At 60.7% G+C, this 20,157-nt stretch carries 17 protein-coding genes; 6 read left to right on the forward strand and 11 right to left on the reverse strand.

Annotation, left to right across the window (positions count from 1 at the left end):
* Positions 1 to 61: 61 nt before the first annotated feature.
* Complete coding sequence (locus tag BT199_RS07865) at positions 62 to 832, reverse strand: MipA/OmpV family protein (protein WP_072434258.1); 771 nt, start codon at positions 830 to 832, stop codon at positions 62 to 64.
* Positions 833 to 1,073: 241 nt separating this feature from the next.
* Between BT199_RS07865 and BT199_RS07870 the strand changes: the two genes are divergently transcribed.
* From BT199_RS07870 to BT199_RS07895, 6 genes are all read left to right on the forward strand, one after another.
* A complete protein-coding gene (locus BT199_RS07870) occupies positions 1,074 to 1,778 on the forward strand; it encodes an MtnX-like HAD-IB family phosphatase (RefSeq protein WP_020301178.1) in 705 nt (234 codons plus the stop codon).
* Complete coding sequence (locus BT199_RS07875; RefSeq protein ID WP_003188936.1) at positions 1,771 to 3,165, forward strand: aspartate aminotransferase family protein; 1,395 nt, start codon at positions 1,771 to 1,773, stop codon at positions 3,163 to 3,165. The genes BT199_RS07870 and BT199_RS07875 overlap by 8 nt, the downstream gene beginning before the upstream one ends.
* Positions 3,162 to 4,055 carry an alpha/beta hydrolase gene (locus tag BT199_RS07880; RefSeq protein WP_058410457.1) on the forward strand — a complete coding sequence of 298 codons (894 nt, stop codon included), beginning with the start codon at positions 3,162 to 3,164 and terminating at the stop codon, positions 4,053 to 4,055. Before BT199_RS07875 ends, BT199_RS07880 begins: the two co-directional genes overlap by 4 nt.
* Positions 4,056 to 4,147: 92 nt before the next feature.
* The gene (locus tag BT199_RS07885; protein WP_020301176.1) at positions 4,148 to 5,272 is read left to right on the forward strand and encodes a GNAT family N-acetyltransferase; all 1,125 of its coding nucleotides are present in this window, start codon (positions 4,148 to 4,150) and stop codon (positions 5,270 to 5,272) included.
* The gene (locus BT199_RS07890) at positions 5,272 to 7,050 is read left to right on the forward strand and encodes a sensor histidine kinase (protein ID WP_032903293.1); all 1,779 of its coding nucleotides are present in this window, start codon (positions 5,272 to 5,274) and stop codon (positions 7,048 to 7,050) included. Before BT199_RS07885 ends, BT199_RS07890 begins: the two co-directional genes overlap by 1 nt.
* The gene (locus tag BT199_RS07895) at positions 7,040 to 8,437 is read left to right on the forward strand and encodes a sigma-54-dependent transcriptional regulator (RefSeq protein WP_072434259.1); all 1,398 of its coding nucleotides are present in this window, start codon (positions 7,040 to 7,042) and stop codon (positions 8,435 to 8,437) included. The genes BT199_RS07890 and BT199_RS07895 overlap by 11 nt, the downstream gene beginning before the upstream one ends.
* 150 nt (positions 8,438 to 8,587) lie before the next feature.
* Here the strand turns inward: BT199_RS07895 and BT199_RS07900 are convergent, their stop codons facing one another.
* From BT199_RS07900 to glpK, 10 genes are all read right to left on the reverse strand, one after another.
* Positions 8,588 to 8,926, reverse strand: coding sequence for a GlpM family protein (locus BT199_RS07900; protein WP_014717129.1), 339 nt, complete (start codon positions 8,924 to 8,926; stop codon positions 8,588 to 8,590).
* Positions 8,926 to 10,263: a two-component response regulator AauR gene (locus BT199_RS07905; RefSeq protein ID WP_014717130.1), complete on the reverse strand. Its 1,338-nt coding sequence runs from the start codon at positions 10,261 to 10,263 to the stop codon at positions 8,926 to 8,928. The genes BT199_RS07900 and BT199_RS07905 overlap by 1 nt, the downstream gene beginning before the upstream one ends.
* Positions 10,260 to 12,161: a two-component sensor histidine kinase AauS gene (locus BT199_RS07910; protein WP_014717131.1), complete on the reverse strand. Its 1,902-nt coding sequence runs from the start codon at positions 12,159 to 12,161 to the stop codon at positions 10,260 to 10,262. The genes BT199_RS07905 and BT199_RS07910 overlap by 4 nt, the downstream gene beginning before the upstream one ends.
* Before the next feature lie 172 nt (positions 12,162 to 12,333).
* A complete protein-coding gene (locus BT199_RS07915) occupies positions 12,334 to 13,068 on the reverse strand; it encodes an amino acid ABC transporter ATP-binding protein (protein WP_003188952.1) in 735 nt (244 codons plus the stop codon).
* Positions 13,065 to 13,736, reverse strand: a complete 672-nt coding sequence (locus tag BT199_RS07920) for an amino acid ABC transporter permease (protein WP_003188954.1) — start codon at positions 13,734 to 13,736, stop codon at positions 13,065 to 13,067. The genes BT199_RS07915 and BT199_RS07920 overlap by 4 nt, the downstream gene beginning before the upstream one ends.
* A complete protein-coding gene (locus BT199_RS07925) occupies positions 13,736 to 14,482 on the reverse strand; it encodes an amino acid ABC transporter permease (RefSeq protein ID WP_014717132.1) in 747 nt (248 codons plus the stop codon). Before BT199_RS07925 ends, BT199_RS07920 begins: the two co-directional genes overlap by 1 nt.
* Positions 14,483 to 14,676: 194 nt before the next feature.
* Positions 14,677 to 15,603 carry a glutamate/aspartate ABC transporter substrate-binding protein gene (locus tag BT199_RS07930; protein ID WP_005785249.1) on the reverse strand — a complete coding sequence of 309 codons (927 nt, stop codon included), beginning with the start codon at positions 15,601 to 15,603 and terminating at the stop codon, positions 14,677 to 14,679.
* Between the two features lie 362 nt (positions 15,604 to 15,965).
* Entirely contained in the window at positions 15,966 to 17,504 is a 1,539-nt protein-coding gene (gene glpD, locus BT199_RS07935; RefSeq protein ID WP_072434260.1) for a glycerol-3-phosphate dehydrogenase, read from the reverse strand.
* A 286-nt stretch (positions 17,505 to 17,790) separates the two neighbouring features.
* Complete coding sequence (locus tag BT199_RS07940) at positions 17,791 to 18,546, reverse strand: DeoR/GlpR family transcriptional regulator (RefSeq protein ID WP_014717134.1); 756 nt, start codon at positions 18,544 to 18,546, stop codon at positions 17,791 to 17,793.
* 94 nt (positions 18,547 to 18,640) lie between these two features.
* The gene (gene glpK, locus BT199_RS07945; RefSeq protein WP_014717135.1) at positions 18,641 to 20,146 is read right to left on the reverse strand and encodes a glycerol kinase GlpK; all 1,506 of its coding nucleotides are present in this window, start codon (positions 20,144 to 20,146) and stop codon (positions 18,641 to 18,643) included.
* Between the last annotated feature and the right edge of the window lie 11 nt (positions 20,147 to 20,157).

Genomic DNA, 20,157 nt, shown 5'->3' on the forward strand with positions numbered 1-20,157 from the left:
GGGTGACGGACACACTGCTTTCACGAGCAAGCCCGCTCCCACAATTTTGCTCCCGTGTAATTCAGTCGAAGGTGTAGCTGATCGCCGTCTGCACCTGGCCCTGATTCACATGGCCAGCCTCCTTGACGATGCTGCTCTTGGCCGCCGACCCCACCAGGTGTACCCAGCTGGCGCTGGTCAGCAGCGACCAATGGGGCGCCAGGGGGAAGGCGAAGCTTTGGCTCAGCGTCACATTCTGGAAGCCCCCGCTCGCGTTATAGGGTCGCAAGCCTGAAGCGACGGCTTCGTTGTTGTCCACGCCGAAGAAGGTATTGGTCTGGCGCGCATCGGCAAAATGCGCAACCAGGCTATTGCTGCCGATAATCCCGCCACCCACGGGGTAACCCAGTTCGCCGCCGATTTTACCCAGGGCGCCGCTTTGGGAATGCCCGCCGCCCACGGCCTGGCCCAATTGCGCATAGACCCGCCAGAAATTGGCCGGGGCGTATTGGACGAAGCCGCCCACCTCGGCCATGTCCGACACGTTGCGCAGGCCCTGCAATTCGCCGTTGGAAGTACGCCCCGGAAGGTAGTTGATATAGGGGCCAGCGGTCAGGCCGTGGGTATCCAGGGCGCTCCAGGTGAGGCCGTCATCGGTACTCAGGCTGACGTCGCCCCAATCCAGGTCCAGGTAAGGCACAGGCCGGGTTTCGTAGCGGCTGGCGCTGGGGTCGTGGGGCTGATAGCTGAGGCCCGCGCCCACGTCGCCTGTGATGCCGTCTGCCCACGCGGCACTGCAAAGGCCCCACCCTCCAAGTAAACCGGTGAATACAGCAGCAGCGAGCTTGGACATGGAGACGTTTCCTGAAGGTGGGCAGGCGCGCATGAACGCGCAAACCGACGCGCCTGCGCAAGCACTCATGTTGTTTGTAGCAAGCTACAAAAATTGTAGCTCCTGCGACATATATCGCTGCGCATTTCGCGCTCACCCCCAGCCCTGCGGGGTTTTGGCCAGTTGGCACAGTCCCTGCTCTATCCCTTGGCAAGCGCAGACAGCGCGCTCCTCCAAGGCCCTTTACCTAAAGGAAAGGCAGATGATCAACTGGCATATCGTGTGTGACTTCGACGGGACCATTACTCCCACGGATGTCATCGACAACGTCCTCCAACGCTTCGCCGGCCCCGAGTGGGAAACCATTGAGCAGGAATGGCTGGATGGGCATATCGGTTCACGCGAATGCCTGAGCCGCCAACTGGCGCTGATCAAGGCCACCCCGGCTGAACTGCTGGCGTACTTTGACAGCGTCGAGATCGACCCGGACTTCCCGGATTTTGTCGATCACGTCATGGGCCTGGGTGCTTCCATCGAAGTGGTCAGCGATGGCATCGAGCAGGGCATTGCCCGCATCCTTTCGCGCAACTACGTGACCTTGTTGCCGATCCTCGCCAACCGCCTGCGCCAGGTCGACCAGGACAGCTGGCGCATCGACTTCCCGTATGCCAGCGATGCCTGTCGCGCCGCTGCCGGCAACTGCAAGTGCAAATCCACGCCGCGCAACAAGCGCGTGCTGGTGATCGGCGACGGCAAGTCCGACATGTGCGTGGCCTCCACCGCCGACTTCGTGTTCGCCAAGGGCAGCCTCGCCGACTACTGCGTCGCCCACCAGATTCCTCATGCGCGCTTCGACAGCTTTGCGCAAGTGCCGGCGTTGCTGGCCAAGCTGCCACAAGGCCTCGCCGCCAACGCCACCACCTTCAACACCTCTTCTGACAATCAGGAACTCTTCCATCATGTCTGATATCCGTATCGCTACCGCTGAAGACCAGGTGCTTCTGGATAAAGAAGCCAAGTATTGCTCCTACGGCGACACCGTTCACTACATCGAGCCGCCGCGTATTTTCAGCCGCTGCGAAGGCTCCTATGTGTGGGACACCGAAGACCAGGCCTACCTCGATCTGCAGATGTGGTACTCGGCCGTCAACTTCGGCTATGCCAACCCGCGCCTGAACAACGCGCTGAAAAAGCAGATCGACACCCTGCCGCAAATCGCCAGCCAGTACCTGCACAAAGGCAAGATCGAGCTGTCGGAAATGATCGCGGTCGATGCCAAGAACAAGTTCGGCCTCGACGGCCGTGTGCACTTCAACGTCGGCGGTTCGCAGTCCATCGAAGATTCCCTGAAGGTGGTGCGCAACGCCAGCAACGGCAAAAGCTTGATGTTCGCCTTCGAAGGCGGCTACCACGGGCGCACCCTCGGCGCCTCGTCGATCACCTCTAGCTTCCGCTATCGTCGTCGCTACGGCCACTTTGGCGAACGCGCCAATTTCATCCCATTCCCTTACCACTTCCGTGGCCCGAAGGGCATGACCAAGGAAGAGTACGGCAGCCATTGCGTGCAGCAGTTCGCCCGCTTGTTCGAGACCGAATACAACGGCGTGTGGGACCCTAAGACCAACCAGTGCGAATACGCAGCTTTCTATGTCGAGCCGATCCAGGGCACCGGCGGCTACGTGATCCCGCCGATGAATTTCTACCGCGAGCTCAAGCACGTCCTGGACCAGCACGGCATCCTGATGGTGTCCGACGAAATCCAGATGGGCTTCTATCGCACCGGCAAACTCTGGTCGATCGAGCACTTCGATGTACAGCCGGACGTGATCGTGTTCGGCAAGGCGTTGACCAATGGTCTCAACCCATTGGGCGGTATCTGGGCCCGTGAAGAGTTGATCAACCCGAAGGTGTTCCCGCCAGGTTCGACTCACTCCACCTTCGCCTCCAACCCGTTGGGCACCGCGGTGGGCCTGGAAATGTTCAAGATGACCAGCGAAGTCGACTACGGCGCCATGGTCATGGCCAAGGGCAAATACTTCCTGGAAGGCCTGCAAGACTTGCAAAAACGCTTCCCCATCATCGGCGATGTGGACGGCCTGGGCCTGGCGCTGCGCTGCGAAATCTGCGGCCCGGATGGCTTCACCCCGGACAAGGCGACCCTGGACTACATGGTCGAAGAAGGCATGAAAGGCGACATGCTGGTAGACGGCCAGAAGCTCGGGTTGATCCTCGATGTGGGCGGTTACTACAAGAACGTGATCACCCTGGCGCCGTCCCTGGAAATCAGCTACCCGGAAATCGACCTGGGTCTGAAGTTGCTGGAGCAACTGCTGGTGCGAGCGACCACGCGGTGAATGCTCAAGGGATCGACCTCGGTGAAGGCACTGCCGGTTTCGTTCTCGGTGATGGTCCGGTCGGGATCCTGTTGATCCACGGCCTGACCGGCACACCGACCGAGTTGCGCCAGGTCGCCAAGGGCCTGGCCAAGGCGGGCAACTGCACGGTGTATGTGCCCACGCTGGCCGGGCACTGCGGCGACAACAGCGACTTGCAGGCCACCGGCTGGCAGGACTGGTACGAAGGCGTGCGCAAGACCTTCGTACAGGTCAAGCAACGCCACGGGCAGGTGTTTGTCGGTGGCTTGTCCATGGGCGCGGTGATGTCGATGTATGTGGCGTCCGAACACCCAGGGCAAGTCGCCGGGTTGCTGATGTATTCCACCACCTTGAAGTACGACGGCTGGAGCATCAACAAACTGGCGTTTCTCACGCCCTTGCTGATGAAGATTCCGTTCGGCGTGCACATTTGCAGCTTCGAAGAGAAGCCGCCCTATGGCATTAAGAACGAGCGCCTGCGGGCCATCGTCGAGCGGCAGATGAAGGAAGGCGAGAGCAGTGAGGCGGGGTTGCTGACCATGGAAGGCATCACCGTGCGCGAGCTGCACCGCATGAACGCGGTGGTCAAGAAACGCATGCCCCAGATCAAGGTGCCGGCGCTGGTGCTGCATTCCATCGAGGACGACATCACCAGCCGCTGGAACGCCGATTACGTGGAGCGCCACCTCGGCGGGCCGGTGACCAAGATCCTGCTGGACAACTGCTACCACATGATCACGGTCGATTTGCAGTACCGCCGGGTGATCGAGTTGAGTGCCAGGTTTGTCGAGCAGCACGCAGTCTTCAAGCCAACGCAGGCACCTGTGGGAGCTGGCTTGCCGGCGATGGCATCACTGCAATCTGCCTGATACACCGCGGCGCCTGCATCGCAGCGATGCGGCGACCCGACAAGCCAGCTCCCACATTGGATCGGCGTTCGCCATTGAAATAAGGGCAATCTGTGATAACCACCCAAGCCTTCCCGACCATCCGGGCTATCCAGCGCGATGCCTGGAACGACTGTTTTCCCGGTGCCCTGGAGGATTGGGACTATTACCTGGCCGTGGAAAACGCCGCAATTGATGACTTTCAGTGGCGTTACCTGGCGGTCTTCGAGGATCAAACGCTGGTGGCCGTGGCTGCCGCGTTCATCACCCATTATCGCCTCGACACTACGCTGTCGGGGGCCGGCAAACGCTTGACCGAGCGCCTGGAGCGGCTGTGGCCGGGCGTTTTGCAACTGGCGTTGTACGCCATCGGTTCGCCGGTGGCTGAGCGCTGTGATGCCGGTGTCGCCAGCCATGTGGCCGAATCCCGGCGCCCGTTGCTGTTGCAGCAGTTACTGGCGGCTGCGCGCAGCGATGCCAACGCGCTCGGTATCGGCTTGCTGGCGGTCAAGGATGCGCCCACCAACGACCCGCATTGGGCCCAGAGCTGCCTTGCCGCAGGCTTTCAAAGCATGCCCAGTTTGCCCACGGGGGTGTTGCCCCTGCCTTATGGCTCGGTGGATGCCTACCTGGGGTCGCTGGGCAAATCCACGCGCAAGGACCTGCGCCGCAAACTGCGCGCACCAGGGCCGCGGGTCGAGTGGCGGCGCAATATCGATGACGTGCTGCCCGAGGTCATGCGCCTGTACGAGGCCACGCTCGCGCGCGCAGACTTGCAGTTCGAACGCCTGCCCGCCGGTTACTTCACGGGGGTGCTCGAACACCTGCACGAGCGGGCGGTCTGTGTTCTGTACTGGGTGGACGAGCGCCTGGTGGCGTTCAACCTGATCCTGCTGGATGAGCATCGGCTGGTGGACAAGTTCTTTGGCCATGACCTTGCGTTCAGCCGCGAGTACAACCTGTACTTCCGTAGCTGGTTGACCAATGTCGACTACTGTATTGAACACCGTATTGCGCTGTACGAGTGCGGCCAGGCCGGGTATGCCAGTAAACTGCGCCTGGGGTGCGAGTTCGAGGGCAACAGCCTGTTCTTCCGCCACCGTAACTGGCTGGTCAACGGCCTGCTCAAGCTTGTAAAACTGTTTATTCGACCGGATCGTTCCGACCCTGCCATGGCTGCTGCGATAAGCGAAACCTGATGATTACCAAGACCCGCCAGAAAGCCCGCCCCTTTGCCATTTCGCGTTGGAGCGTCCAGCGCAAGCTGGTGCTGGCGTTCTGGCTGGTCAGCGTGATTCCTACGATGATCGCGGCTGAGCTGGCTGCCACCACGCTGTCGCAGATTTTCGACAGCAACGTGCGGATCTGGCTGCAAGAGTCGACCAAGATCGTCAAGGACGAAATCGGCGACATCCTTCACGACAACGCGCGCATGGCCAAGCTGTTCCTGCGCTATACCAGCCCGCCGTCGTCCAAAAATGCCGAAAAGCATGACCGGCTCACCGCCGACATTGCCGATGCCACCGATATCGACGTGGTCGCGCTGATTCGCACCAGCGACCGCAAAGTGATGTTCAGCACGGCCGCCGATGACATCGTCAGGCAGATCAACCTCACCAGCAACGCGGTGCTGCAAACCGTGCAAGTCGCCGGCGTGAGCACGGGCCTGGTGGTGTCCACCTTCGAAACCAGCCGTGACGGCGTTGATTACCTGTTGCTGGTCGCCACTTACCTGGACAGCAGTTTCCTCACCAGCGTGGCCGATGTGCATTCCCTCGACCTGCGTCTGTATTTGGCCAACCCTGCCGGGTTTTCCGAAATATTTTCCACCCAGCGCTTCGCCAATCATCCCTCGCGCATCCCCAAGAATGTCGAGGCCTACCTGCGCAGCACCAAGCAGCCCAGCGAGCAGTTCACTAACCAGTACAGCGGTTTGTATTGGCCGATTTTCAATGACGCCGGTGAGTTGCAAGGCGTGATCTTCAGCGGCCTGCTACGCCATACCAGCCTGGTGGGGTTGGTGAACCAGAGCAACCTGTTCGTGCTGATCTTCCTGGTCAGCTCGGCGCTGTCATTGGCGGCTGGGTTGTTGGTGTCGCGGCGCCTGACCAAGCCTCTGCGCGATTTGTCCCAGGGCGTGGATGCGGTGATCTCGGGCAGTTATGCACACCGTGTGGTGGTCAGTGGCGGTGACGAACTGGCGCAATTGAGCAGCACCTTCAACCACATGACCGAACGCCTGGGCGAGTTGCATCATCTGGAAGCCCAACTGCGCCGGCGTGACCGCTTGCATGCCCTGGGTGAAGTCGCCATGGGCCTGGCTCACGAAATTCGCAACCCATTGGGCATCATCAAGACCGCCACCCAACTGTTGCATCGGCGCGCTGACCTGGCGGAAACCGACAAGCGTCACCTGGAATATGTCATCAGCGAGGTCAGCCGCATCAACGAGCTGATTACCGAGTTCCTCGATTTCGCCAAGCCCAACCCGCCGATACGCGTGCAGCAACCGGCACGCGCCCTGGTGGAAGAAATCCTCGGTTTCTGCGGCCCGGAGCTGAGCAGCCATCGCATTGACGCGCAGATCGACGACCAGGCGCCTGGCGCGACGATCTACGCCGATGCCAAGCAGCTCAAGCAGGCCTGTCTCAACCTGATTCTCAACGCCATCGACGCGATGCCCGACGGCGGGCGCCTGACCCTGGGCATTCGCAGCGTGGGCGACAACACCGTGATCAGCATCGCCGATACCGGCGAGGGCATCCCTGCGGACATGGTGGAGCGTATCTTCACGCCATTCGTCACCACCAAGGCCTCGGGCACAGGCCTGGGCCTGGCCAAAGTCTATTCGATCATGGAAAGTCACGACGGCAGCATCGAATGCGCCAGTGAGAAAGATGCCGGCGCGACCTTCAGCCTGTACATTCCGGCTGACGGTGAAGACGACGGTGAAGATGAGGAAGGGCATGACGCATAACGTATTGGTGGTCGACGACGAGCCCAAGCTCTGTGATCTGCTGACCCAGGCCTTGAGCCAGAACGGCATCCAGGTGTTCAGCGCGGGCAATGGCCTGCATGCGCTCAAGGTGCTGGGGGAGGAGGACATCGACCTGGTCATCAGCGACTGGCGCATGCCGGGCATGGACGGGCCGGCGTTGCTGGCCGAAATCAAGGTGCGTTATCCGACCTTGCCGGTGATCGTGATGACGGCCTACAGCACGGTGAAAAACGCCGTGCAGTCGATGCGTAACGGTGCCTATGACTACATTGCCAAGCCGTTCGACATCGACGAGCTGGACATCACCGTGGCCAAGGCCCTGCAGTTTCGCGACATCATGCGCGACAACGCGCGCATGCGCGCCGAGCTGGACGAGCATGCGCAGTTCGACAGCCTGGTGGGCGATAGCCCGGCGTTTCGCCAAGTGCTCCAGGCGGTCGATTCGGTGCGCGACAGCAACGCTACTATCCTGCTGACCGGCGAAAGCGGCACTGGCAAGGAAATGGTCGCCCGCGCCATCCACAAGCATGGCAGCCGTGCCGACCAACCCTTCGTGGCGGTCAATTGCGCGGCCATCCCTGAAGGCTTGCTGGAAAGCGAGATGTTTGGCCATCGCAAAGGCGCGTTCACCGGCGCCGTGGCTGACCGGGTAGGGCGCTTCATGCAGGCCGACAAGGGCACGCTGTTTCTGGATGAGGTGGGTGATATGCCCTTGGCGTTGCAGGCCAAGATTCTGCGCGCCTTGCAGGAGCGGGTTATCGAGCCGGTAGGCGACCCCCGCGAGCGCAAGGTGGATGTACGAGTAATTGCCGCCACCAACAAGAACCTGCTGGATGCGGTGGCGGCCAAGGAGTTTCGCGAAGACCTGTATTACCGCCTGAATGTCTTCCCGATTCCGTTGCCGTCGTTGCGCGAACGTGTGGAAGACATTGCGCCCCTGGCGCGCCACTTCGCCCACACCCTGAGCGCCACCACCGGCAAGCGCATCGCCGGTTTCAGCCCCGAGGCCTTGCAGGCCATGGCGGCGTATCACTGGCCGGGCAATATTCGCGAGCTGCAAAACTGCGTGGAGCGCGCAACCATCGTCGCGGCTTCATCGGTGATCGAGGATATTGATTTGCCGGGGTATCTGTTTGCTTCCAAACCGAGCGAGGGCGATGTGACCGCGATCCTCAGCGACGGGCCGGGCGTGCCGCGGGATCTGGATGCGGCGCTGGCCGAGGTGGAGAAAGCCTACATTCTTGCAGCGTTGCAGGAGAGCAATGGGGTGCAGGCCGCGGCGGCGCAGCGGATCGGCATTTCCGAGCGCAGCTTCTGGTATCGCCTGAAAAAGCTGGGGATTCAGGTAGACAAGATCGTGCGCTGATCTGAGTGTGGGAGCTGGCTTGCCTGCGATGATCGCTCCCACGCTTCGCGTGGGAGTGCCGCTGGTGACGCTCTGCGTCACGCGCGTGGACGCGGAGCGTCGTTGGCTGCATTCCCACGCGGGAGCGTGGGAACGATCTGCCGCGTTGTGTCAGGTGTGCAGGCGTACCCACACGCTGACCAACACCGTCGCGGCCATCAACCAGGCCACGGCGGCGACTGCCAGCGATGCCTCCAACCGCAGCCGATCGACCATTACATACAGCGTCGCCAAATACACAAAGTACGGAATGATCGACCACATCCCGAACAAGATGGTGGTCTTCAAATCCGCAACTGTTCGGCCTTTGCCGACGATGTAATGGGCGATCAGCGCAAAAGTGGGAAACAGCGGCACCAAGCCTGCGATGTAATAGTTTCTGGTCTTGGCCAGCGCCGCCAGGATCAGCACCACTGCGGCGCCAAGTGCAGCCTTCAAGAACAGATCCATCAGTGACTCAACCCGTATTTCTTGACCTTGTCGAACAGGGTGGTCTTGGCCATCCCCAGTTCCTGGCTGGCCTGGGTCAGGTTGCCGCCGCTGCGTTGCAGGGCATCGTTGAGCAGGTTGCGCTCAAAGGCTTCCACCGCCTCGGTAAAGGCAACCCCTTGGTTGCCGCTGCCGGCGCCGCTTTTCTTGAAGGCGGGCAGGCCCAGGGCGAAACGTTCGGCGACGTTGCGCAGCTCACGCACGTTGCCGGGCCAGTCGTGGCTCATCAGGCTGGACAGGGTCTGGTTGTCCAGCTCCGGCACGGCGCGGTCGAAGCGTAGCGACGATTGCTGCAGGAAGTGTTCGAACAGTTGCAGGATGTCTTCGCGCCGCTCGCGCAAAGGCGGCAGTTCCAGGGTGACGACATTGAGGCGGTAGTACAGGTCGCTGCGGAACTGGCTGGCGCGGCTCAACTCGTCGAGGTCGGACTTGGTGGCAGCGATTACCCGACAATCCACCGCCACGCTCTGGTTCGAACCCAGGCGTTCCAACGTACGTTCTTGCAGCACCCGCAGCAATTTGATCTGCAGGTTGATTGGCATGCTCTCTACTTCATCGAGGAACAGCGTGCCTTGATGGGCATGCTCGATCTTGCCGATGCGACGTTTGCCGGCGCCGGTGAAGGCGTTGGCCTCGTGGCCGAAAATCTCGCTTTCGAACAGGTTCTCCGGCAGGCCACCGCAGTTGAGCGCGACGAACTGGTGGGTATGGCGTCGGCTGAAATCATGCAGGCAGCGCGCGACCAGTTCCTTGCCGGTGCCGGTTTCGCCTTCGATCAACACGTTGGCCGAGGTGTCGGCGACGTTGGCGATCAGTTCACGCAGGTTTTGCATCGCCGGCGAGCGGCCGATGATGCGGCCTTCCAGCGAGTCGCGCTCGGCCAGTTGCCGGCGTAACGACCAGACTTCCCGCGCCAGGCCGCGCTGTTCCAGGGCGCGGCGTGCCACGTCCACCAGGCGTTCGGGCGAGAAGGGTTTCTCCATGAAGTCGTAGGCGCCGTTACGCATGGCGCCCACCGCCATGGAGATATCGCCATGCCCAGTGATCAACACCACCGGCAGGCTTTTATCCATGGCCTTGAGGCGGGTCAGCAGTTCCAGGCCATCGATGCCCGGCAGGCGGATATCGCTGATGACGATGCCAGCGAAGTTCTCGCCGATGCGCTTGAGCGCTTCTTCGGCGCTGCCCACGCCGACGCTGGTGATGTCTTCGAGCGCCAGTGCTTGCTGGCAACCGAGCAGTACGTGGGGGTCGTCTTCGACGATCAGGACGGTAAGGTCTTGGGCTTGTGTATTCATGTCGACTCAGCTCGTTGAGCGCCCACCAATGGCAGGTTAAGGACAAAGGCGGTACCACCATTGGCCGGATGTTCCACGGCAAGGCTACCGCCGGTAGCGGCCGCGAGGCTTGCGGAAAGGGTCAGGCCCAGGCCCAGGCCTTGTTCGCCGGGCTTGGTGGTAAAAAAGGGTTCGAACAAATGCTTGCGCGCCTCGGGGTCGATGCCGTGGCCATTATCACGCACCAACAGGCGGTATTTGCCATCGCCGCTCTGGCCTTCCAGCCACAGTTGCGGCACCGCTTGGGCTTGCATGGCATCGAGCGCGTTACCGATCAGGTTGACCAGGATCTGCTCCAGGCGGGTCTGGTCGATCTGCAATTGGGCGTTGGCAAAGTCACGGTGCACGGTCAACGGCAGGCTGTCCAGGCGCGCGCCGAGCACCTGGAACGCGGCGTCCACGGCCTTGCCGAGGCTGGCTTCGCCCTGGTCGTCGCCGCGCCGAGCAAAGGAGCGCAGGCTGGCGGTGATGCGGCCCATGCGGTCGATCAGTTCGTTGATGGTCTTGAGGTTGGTGCTGGCGGTGTCCAGGGCGCCGCGCTCAAGGAAGCGTACGGTGTTGCCCGACAGCGTGCGCAAGGCCGCCAGCGGCTGGTTCAGTTCGTGGGCGATGCTGGTGGACATCTGGCCGATGGCCGCGAGTTTGCCGGCCTGTACCAGTTCGTCTTGGGCGCGGCGCAAGGTTTCTTCGGCCTGGCGTCGTTCGCGAATCTGGCCCTTGAGCCGTTCGTTGCTGGCGCGCAGGTCGGCGGTGCGTTCGGCAATCCGACGCTCAAGCTGGCTGTTGGCTTCCTGCAAGGCTTCCCGTGCGGCGAGGCGGGTGGCGATGACCTTGCGTCGCTCGTTCCAGGCAATCAGCAGGAAGGCGACCAGGCCGAAGGCGACGGCCACCAGGATGCCCTGGTTGATCGCGGCGCGGCGCAGGTCGTTGAGCGGGGTGAGCAGGGTGAAGTTCCACGGCGTGTCGTTCAGCGGGCGGGTCTGCGCCAGGTAGCTGACCGCGTGCTGGTCGTTGACCACTTCGGTGTTGGCCGGGAAGGTCAGTTTCTCGGTGCCTTCGTTCAGGCGCTCACGGGCCAGGGGTTGCAGTTCATTGAGCGTCGCCCAGTAATATTGCAGGCTGTGGGCCAGGCGGTCCTTGGTGTCATCGCTCAGCGGGCGTACGGCCTTGAGGCGACGCGCCGGGTCGCTGGAAAGAATAATGATGCCGTTCTCATCGCTCACGAAAGCTTCGAGGCGCGCACGTTGCCAGCGCTCTTCTAGCGCTTCGAGGCGTACCTTGACCACAGCGACGCCGATGATCTTGCCGTGTTCTTCCAGGCCATGGGCCAGGTAATAGCCGGGCTCGCCGTTGGTGCTGCCGATGCCGTAGAAACGGCCGGGCTGGCCGCGTACGGCATTCTGGAAATAGGCGCGAAAGGACAGGTCTTCACCTTGGTAACTGTCGGCATCGCGCCAGTTACTGGTGGCCAGTACGCGGCCGGTGGTGTCCATCACATAGATAGCGCGGCTGCGACTGCGGCGGTTCAGGCCTTCGAGGTAGTCGTTGACCGTCTTGCGGGTTTCCTGGTTCGGGTCGGCGAGCAGTTGGGAAACACTGGACTCCAGTTCCAGCAGGCTGGGCAGGTAGGTGTACTTGCTCAGTTCGCTTTCGACGGTGCGGGCGTGCAGCTCCAACTGGCGTTCGCCATTGTCGCTGAGGGTGCGGATGCCGTAGTAGTCACTGACCCAGAAGCCGATATAACCCAGGCCGACCATCAGGGCGATGATCAACGGCGGCAGGAACAGTTGGCGTATCAGACGAGGCTTCACGGCAAGTGATGGCGGCGCGGCGCGATATTGATTGGGGTCGCATTTCATCACAGATGCCTTGGGTCAACCAGAGCGTGCAACCTGCGCGGTTCAGTGTGGGAGCGGGCTTGCTCGCGAATGCAGTCTGCCAGTTGATGCATCAGTGACTGACATGCCGCATTCGCGAGCAAGCCCGCTCCCACATTGGTCCAGTTTTTACAGGGCAAGCTATGTGTTGCTTTTAGTGCTGCAGGATTTTCTCAAGGAAGTGCTGCGCACGTTCGGAGCGGGCGCTGATGTCGCCGAAGAACTCTTCTTTCGGGCAGTCTTCGATGATCTTGCCGGCGTCCATGAAGATCACGCGGTCGGCCACTTTGCGCGCAAAGCCCATCTCGTGGGTCACGCACATCATGGTCATGCCTTCGTGGGCCAGTTGCACCATCACGTCGAGCACTTCGTTGACCATTTCCGGGTCCAGCGCCGAGGTCGGTTCGTCGAACAGCATGACGATCGGGTCCATGGCCAGGGCGCGGGCAATCGCCACACGTTGTTGCTGGCCGCCGGAGAGTTGGCCAGGATGCTTGTGGGCGTGAGCCGACAAGCCCACGCGGTCGAGCAGTTGCAGGCCCTTCTTGGTGGCTTCTTCCTTGCTGCGGCCCAATACCTTGATCTGCGCGATGGTCAGGTTTTCGGTGATGGTCAGGTGCGGGAACAGCTCGAAGTGCTGAAACACCATGCCCACGCGCGAACGCAGTTTTGGCAGGTTGGTCTTCGGGTCGGCGATGGAGGTGCCGTCGACGACAATGTCGCCTTTCTGGAACGGTTCCAGCGCGTTCACGCATTTGATCAGGGTGGATTTGCCCGAGCCGGACGGCCCGCACACCACGATCACTTCGCCTTTTTTAACCTCAGTGCTGCAATCGGTCAGCACCTGGAAGTCGCCATACCACTTGTTGATGTTCTTGATAGAGATCATACGGCAAACCTTTTTTGCAGACGCTTGACCAGCAGCGAGGCGGAAAAGCTGATGATGAAGTAGACGACACCGGCAAAGATCAGGAACTCGTTGGAGCGGCCGATGATGTCGCCGTTGGAGCGGGCGGAGTTGAGGAAGTCCACCAGGCCCACGGTGTAGACCAGGGAGGTGTCCTGGAACAGGATGATCGACTGTTGCAGCAGCAACGGCGTCATCTTGCGGAACGCCTGGGGCAGGATGATCAGGCGCATGGTCTGGCCGTAGGTCATGCCCATGGCTTGTGCCGCCGCCATCTGGCCCTTGGGAATCGACTGCACGCCGGCTCGTACGATTTCGCAGAAGTACGCAGCCTCGAACATCATGAACGCCACGACGCAGGAGGTGAACGCGCCGATCGGGGTGTCTTCGCCGGTGATCCAGCGCAGCACGAACGGCACCGCCAGGTAGAACCAGGTGATCACCAGCAGCAGCGGGATCGAGCGGAAGTAGTTCACATAGGCGCCGGCCACGCGGGACAGCAGTTTATTGGACGACAAGCGCATCAGGGCCAGAATGGTCCCGATGATGATGCCGCCGACCACACCCATGACCATCAGCTTCAAGGTCATGACCATGCCGTTCCACAGGCCCGGGATGGCGGGGATGATGCCGCTGAAATCGAAGTCCATTATTTGCCCCCCACGGAGATCAGGCCGGGCACTGCGACTTTCTTCTCGACCACGCGCATCAGCAGCATCAGGCTCATGTTCAGGGTGAAGTAGATCAGCGTGGCCAGGGTGAAGGCTTCAAACAGGTTGGCCGAGAACTCGGCGGTCTGTTTGGTTTGCGCCAGCAGTTCCATCAAGCCGATCAAGGACGCCACGGAGGAGTTCTTGAACACGTTGAGGAATTCCGAGGTAAGCGGCGGAATGATGATGCGGTAAGCCTGGGGCAGCAGCACGTTCCAGTAGATCTGCGGCAGCTTGAAGCCCATGGCGCGCGCCGCGGATTCCTGGCCCCGTGGCAGCGCCTGGATACCGGTACGCACTTGCTCGCACACACGGGCGGCAGTGAACAGGCCCAGGCACACTACGACACTCAGGTAGGCCGAAGTGGTCGGGTTCAGGTCTTGTTTGTACCAGTCCTGCAGGTTCTGCGGCAGCATGTCCGGTACCAGGAAGTACCAGATGAACAGCTGAACCAGCAGCGGCACGTTACGAAACAGTTCCACGTAGCAGGTCGCGATGCCCGATACGAGGCGGTTTGGCACCGTGCGCATGACCCCCAGAATGGAGCCCAGCAGCAAGGCGATAATCCATGCCACGACAGCAATGGCGATGGTCCAGCCCAGCCCGGAGAGGTACCAGTCGAGATAAGTCTCGCTGCCCACGCCGGTGGACTTGAAGAACACGCCCCAGTCCCAGTTGTAATTCATTAGGGTCTCCCCTCGAGATCGATCGATGTACAAGCACCCGCTTGGGGAAGATCCGTTCCCGCCTGACGTTGAACGCCAGGCACACACGATCGGCTCGAAAACCGCCAGGTCGAGTGTTCCAAGTTAAAACCAGCAGGTAATTACAGACGCCTGAGGGAGGGTTGGCTCCCTCAGGACATAAGCTTAGTCAGGTATCAGATTTTTACTTCTGGCGCTGGTTTGTCGCTAGGGTTAGCGATCAGCTCCTTGACCTTGTCGCTCATCGGGAAGTTCAGGTTCAGGCCTTTCGGTGGGATCGGGCTTTCGAACCATTTGGCGTAGATCTTGTTGATCTCGCCGGACTTGTACAGGGCGACAATGGCGTCATCCACGGCTTTCTTGAAGTCCGGGTCGCCTTTGCGAACCATGCATGCATAGGCTTCGAATGACTGCGGAGTGCCGGTGATAACCCAGTCATCGGGCTTCTTGGCCTTGGCTTCTTCACCGGCCAGCAGGGCGTCGTCCATCATGAATGCAACGGCACGGCCGCTTTCGAGCATCTGGAAGGATTCGCCGTGGTCTTTGGCGGAGATAACGTTCATGCCCATCTGCTTGTCGGCGTTCATCGCCTTGATGATGCGCTCGGACGTGGTGCCGGCGGTGGTCACGACGTTTTTGCCTTTCAGGTCGGCAAAGTCAGCGTAGGACGGCTTGCCTTCCTTGTCTTTCTTGACCAGCAGGCGGGTGCCGATTTCGAAGATGTTGACGGTGAAGTCAACTTGCTGGGCGCGTTCGGCGTTATTGGTGGTGGAGCCGCACTCCAGATCCGCGGTGCCGTTCTGGATCAACGGGATACGGGTTTGCGAGGTCACCAGGTTGTACTTGGCTTTGAGGTCGGGTTTGTTCAGGTCTTTTTTCAGTTGCTCGACAACGGCCAACTGGATGTCGTGGGAGTAGCCCACGGGTTTGCCCGAACCATCCGCGATGTAGGAAAACGGAATGGAGCTGTCGCGGTGAGCGAGAGTGATGGTGCCGGAGTCGTTGATTTTCTTCAGTGTGCCGGTGAGTTCGGCGGCAAAAACTGGAGTGCTGATCAGAGCAGCAGCGATAGCTGCGCCCAGGATATGGGGAACGATGCGCATCAATACTTCCTCGACATTTGTTTTTTTTATGAAGCCAGCTGAACGGCTCTCTTGTACAGCAACTGCCCGTGACGGCTCCTAAGGCGCCTCAGGCAATCGTTGAAGAGTGTAGAGCATGAGTCGTGCCATACCGAAAATAAAAGGATAACTGCATGATTTATATGGAAATTAACTTTTTGTTTCGGTGATATTTTCGGTCTTTGATCCGGCAAACCGAATAGAGTTGAGGGGCGCGTTCGGAAAACCGAATAGTCTGTAGGAGCGAGCTTGCTCGCGAAAAACGCAAAAACGCCGCGTTTATGCTGAATAAACGCGGCGCTCTCTAGTTTTTCGCGAGCAAGCTCGCTCCTACAGTGAGGCGGTCAGGCCGCTTCGATCTTGCTGCGGTTCTGCTCGACCTTGGACAAATAGCGTTGCAGGTTTTCCTGCTCCTGCTCGGTGGTGAACAGGCCAAGCTTGGTACGGCGCCACAGCACGTCCTGCGGTTGCGTCACCCACTCTTCGGCGCACAGATAGTCGACTTCGCGGCTATACAGGCCGCCACCCAGATGGTCACCCAGATCGGCGAGCGTTTGCACGCCCTCCAGCAAGCGCCAGGTGCGGCTGCCGTAAGTGGTGGACCAGCGGCGGGCGATCTCGCTCGGTACCCAGTCGAACTTGGCGCGGATGGCGTCGGCCAGGGCTTCAGGGGTGGTCATGTCTTCACCGCCGGGCAGGCTGGCCGTGGCGGTCCAGCTAGGGCGCATCTGGGTGAAGTACGGCGCCAGTTGGGCCATGGCCGACTCGGCCAGTTTGCGATAGGTGGTCAGCTTGCCACCGAATACCGACAGGATCGGCGCTTCGCCGGTGCCGCCGGACAAGGCCAGGGTGTAATCGCGCGTGATGGCCGATGGGTTGTCGGACTCGTCGTTGCACAGCGGGCGCACGCCGGAGTAAGTGTGGACGATATCGTCACGGCTCAGTTGTTTCTTGAAGTGCGCGTTGACCACTTTGAGCATGTAGTCGGTTTCGCCTTCGGTGATCGCCACTGCAGCCGGGTCGCCGGTGTATTCGCGGTCGGTGGTGCCAATGATCGTCAAGTGGTTCAGGTACGGAATGGTGAAGACGATGCGCTGGTCTTCGTTCTGCAGGATGTGCGCGTGGGCGCCTTCGTACAGGCGCGGCACGATCAGGTGGCTGCCTTGAATCAGGCGGATGCCGTAGGGCGAATCCAGCTTCAGGTCGTCCCTGATGAATTTGGCCACCCAAGGGCCGGCAGCATTCACCAAGGCGCGGGCGCGGATCGAGAACAGGCTGCCGTCGGCACGCTCCATGTTCATTTCCCACAGGCCGTTACTGCGATGGGCGCTGACGCAACGGGTCTGCGTGTGGATGTGCGCGCCTTTCTCGCGGGCCGCCATGGCGTTGAGCACGACCAGGCGAGCGTCATCGACCCAGCAGTCGGAGTATTCGAAGCCTCGGGTAATTTCACTTTTCAGCGGGCTGTCGGCACCGAACTTGAGGCTTTTGGAGCCTGCCAGTTTTTCGCGCTTGCCCAAGTGGTCATACAGGAACAAGCCAGCGCGAATCATCCACGCCGGGCGCAGGTGCGGGCGGTGCGGCAGCACGAAGCGCATTTGCTTGACGATGTGTGGAGCTTTGCCTAGCAGCACCTCACGTTCGGCCAGGGCTTCGCGCACCAGGCGGAATTCGTAGTGTTCCAGGTAACGCAGGCCGCCGTGGATCAGCTTACTGCTGGCCGAGGAGGTGTGGCTGGCCAAGTCATCCTTTTCGCAAAGGAATACCGACAAACCGCGACCGGCTGCGTCTGCCGCAATCCCGACGCCATTGATCCCGCCACCAATTACGGCAACGTCATAGACTTCGGCAAGCGGTGGAGCAGGCAAGGTGGAAGGGTTCATCGGCTGGCCTCGCGATCTTTTCGTCTTGGAATTCGAACATTAATGTTCATTTGCGAAAATGGTAGCTGATAATTGCGGGCACAGCCACCCGACTTCGATTGAAAAAACTCATCGAAGGGCGGAGAAAGGAAAATTTATGAACATTAGCCTGGGGCAGGCTTGAGGTAGGGGCTACCAGATAGATCGCCTTCGCGAGCAAGCCCGCTCCCACATTTGATCGAGTTCCAACATAGGAATGCGGTCAAATGTGGGAGCGGGCTTGCTCGCGAAGGCGGCGGTACAGGCGCTACACGACTTCCAGCCGCACCTTGTGCTCATTCAGCACTTGCACCAAGGCCGGCACCGGCTGCTGGTCAGTCACCAGGCAGTCCACCAGGCTGATCGGCCCCAGGCGAATCATGGCATTGCGCCCGAATTTGCTGGAGTCTGCCGCCAGAATCACTTGCCGCGCATTGGCGATGATGGCCTGGGAAACCCGCACTTCTTGGTAATCGAAGTCCAGCAGGCTGCCGTCCTCGTCGATCCCGCTGATGCCCACCAGGGCAAAGTCGACCTTGAACTGGTTGATGAAGTCGACACTGGCTTGGCCCACCACGCCACCGTCACGGCGCACATTGCCGCCGGTGAGCAACACATCGAAGTCGTCCTTGGCGCTGAGCATGGTGGCAACGTTGAGGTTGTTGGTGATGATTTTCAGGTGGTTGTGATTGAGCAGCGCACGGGCGATGGATTCGGTGGTGGTGCCAATGTTGATGAACAGCGAGGCATGATCGGGAATCTGCGCGGCGATGGCTTCACCGATGCGTTGCTTCTCGTCGCGCATCTGGTCGGCACGCATGGCGTACGCGGTGTTCTCGACACTGGAGTCATAGGCTGCGCCGCCGTGGTAGCGGCGCAACAGGTTGGCGTCCGCCAGCTGGTTGATATCGCGGCGGATGGTTTGCGGGGTGACAACGAATAGCTGCGCCATTTCCTCGATACTGACGTAGCCGCGTTCGCGGACCAGTTCGAGGATTTGTTGTTGGCGGGGAGGCAGATTCATGGGGCGTCCTTTGGGCTGCCATACAAAAGTGGCCCATGATGACGCAGGAATCCGCTCCCTGCCAGTTACAACCTACCGTAAGCCAGCGCTTGGCTTATTCGGCGCCTTCGTGCGGCTCCCAGTCACGGGTGCGGCTCACGGCTTTTTGCCAGCCGGCATAGAGTTTTTCTTTGGCCGCTTCATCCAGCTGTGGTTCGAACTCGCGCTCGATCACTGCTTTGCCGCGCAACTCGTCCAGGCTGCCCCAGAAGCCACACGCCAGGCCGGCCAGGTAGGCTGCGCCCAAGGCAGTGGTCTCACGCATTTGCGGGCGTTCTACCTGGGTGCCGAGGATGTCGGCCTGGAATTGCATCAGGAAATTGTTGGCAACCGCGCCGCCGTCCACGCGCAAGGCCTTGAGGCGTTCGCCCGAGTCCTGTTGCATGGCGTCGAGGACGTCGCGGGTCTGGTAGGCAATAGATTCCAGGGCTGCGCGAATAATGTGGTCTACGCGTACGCCACGGGTCAGGCCGAACAGTGCGCCACGGGCATACGGGTCCCAGTAGGGCGCGCCGAGACCGGTGAAGGCCGGTACCAGGTACACGCCGTTGCTGTCCTTGACCTTGCCGGCAAAGTATTCGGTGTCGTGGGCATCGTTGATGATCTTCAGCTCGTCACGCAGCCATTGCACGGTGGAGCCGCCGTTGAAGACCGCGCCTTCCAGGGCATAGGCCACCTCACCGCGCGGGCCGCAGGCAATGGTGGTGAGCATGCCGTGTTTGGATTTCACCGCCTTGTCGCCGGTGTTCATCAGCAGGAAGCAGCCGGTGCCGTAGGTGTTCTTGGCCTGGCCCGCTTCCACGCACATCTGGCCAAACAGGGCCGCTTGCTGGTCGCCGGCAATGCCACCGATAGCGATGCCGCTCTTGGTACGGCCATAGATTTGCGACGATGACTTCACTTCAGGGAGCATTTCCCGTGGGATGTCGAGAATCTCCAGCATCTTCGCATCCCACTCCAGGGTGTGGATGTTGAAGAGCATGGTGCGCGACGCGTTGGTGTAGTCGGTGACGTGGGTCTTGCCGCCGGTGAATTTCCAGATCAGCCAGCTGTCGACGGTGCCGAACAGCAGTTCGCCATTGCGCGCACGTTCGCGACTGCCTTCGACGTTGTCGAGGATCCACTTGAGCTTGGTGCCGGAGAAGTACGGGTCGGTCACAAGGCCCGTGGTGTCGCTGATGTATTGCTCATGGCCGTCGCGCTTGAGCTGCTGGCAGATCTCGGTACTGCGACGGCACTGCCAGACGATGGCGTTGTAGATCGGGCGGCCGGTGATCTTGTCCCAGACCACCGTGGTTTCGCGCTGGTTGGTGATACCGATGGCGGCCACCTGGTCATGGTGCAGGCCGGCCTGGGCCAGCGCTTCGACCATCACCGCGCTCTGGGTGGCGAAGATTTCCATCGGGTCATGTTCAACCCAGCCCGCCTGCGGGTAGTGCTGGACGAATTCACGCTGGGCGGTACACACCACGTTGGCGTCACGATCGAAGATGATCGCCCGGGAACTGGTGGTGCCCTGATCAAGGGCAATGATGTAGTTCTTATTCTGAAGGTCGGTCATGTCAATTGCCT

Source organism: Pseudomonas sp. NFR02 (assembly GCF_900119375.1).
Lineage (GTDB): Bacteria > Pseudomonadota > Gammaproteobacteria > Pseudomonadales > Pseudomonadaceae > Aquipseudomonas > Aquipseudomonas paracarnis.

Bases quoted from the DNA above. Each gene is read 5' to 3' on its own strand.
- BT199_RS07865 (WP_072434258.1), bottom strand. From the start codon at position 832: ATGTCCAAGCTCGCTGCTGCTGTATTCACCGGTTTACTTGGAGGGTGG.
- BT199_RS07870 (WP_020301178.1), top strand. From the start codon at position 1,074: ATGATCAACTGGCATATCGTGTGTGACTTCGACGGGACCATTACTCCC.
- BT199_RS07875 (WP_003188936.1), top strand. From the start codon at position 1,771: ATGTCTGATATCCGTATCGCTACCGCTGAAGACCAGGTGCTTCTGGAT.
- BT199_RS07890 (WP_032903293.1), top strand. From the start codon at position 5,272: ATGATTACCAAGACCCGCCAGAAAGCCCGCCCCTTTGCCATTTCGCGT.
- BT199_RS07895 (WP_072434259.1), top strand. From the start codon at position 7,040: ATGACGCATAACGTATTGGTGGTCGACGACGAGCCCAAGCTCTGTGAT.
- BT199_RS07900 (WP_014717129.1), bottom strand. From the start codon at position 8,926: ATGGATCTGTTCTTGAAGGCTGCACTTGGCGCCGCAGTGGTGCTGATC.
- BT199_RS07905 (WP_014717130.1), bottom strand. From the start codon at position 10,263: ATGAATACACAAGCCCAAGACCTTACCGTCCTGATCGTCGAAGACGAC.
- BT199_RS07910 (WP_014717131.1), bottom strand. From the start codon at position 12,161: ATGAAATGCGACCCCAATCAATATCGCGCCGCGCCGCCATCACTTGCC.
- BT199_RS07915 (WP_003188952.1), bottom strand. From the start codon at position 13,068: ATGATCTCTATCAAGAACATCAACAAGTGGTATGGCGACTTCCAGGTG.
- BT199_RS07920 (WP_003188954.1), bottom strand. From the start codon at position 13,736: ATGGACTTCGATTTCAGCGGCATCATCCCCGCCATCCCGGGCCTGTGG.
- BT199_RS07925 (WP_014717132.1), bottom strand. From the start codon at position 14,482: ATGAATTACAACTGGGACTGGGGCGTGTTCTTCAAGTCCACCGGCGTG.
- BT199_RS07930 (WP_005785249.1), bottom strand. From the start codon at position 15,603: ATGCGCATCGTTCCCCATATCCTGGGCGCAGCTATCGCTGCTGCTCTG.
- glpD (WP_072434260.1), bottom strand. From the start codon at position 17,504: ATGAACCCTTCCACCTTGCCTGCTCCACCGCTTGCCGAAGTCTATGAC.
- BT199_RS07940 (WP_014717134.1), bottom strand. From the start codon at position 18,546: ATGAATCTGCCTCCCCGCCAACAACAAATCCTCGAACTGGTCCGCGAA.
- glpK (WP_014717135.1), bottom strand. From the start codon at position 20,146: ATGACCGACCTTCAGAATAAGAACTACATCATTGCCCTTGATCAGGGC.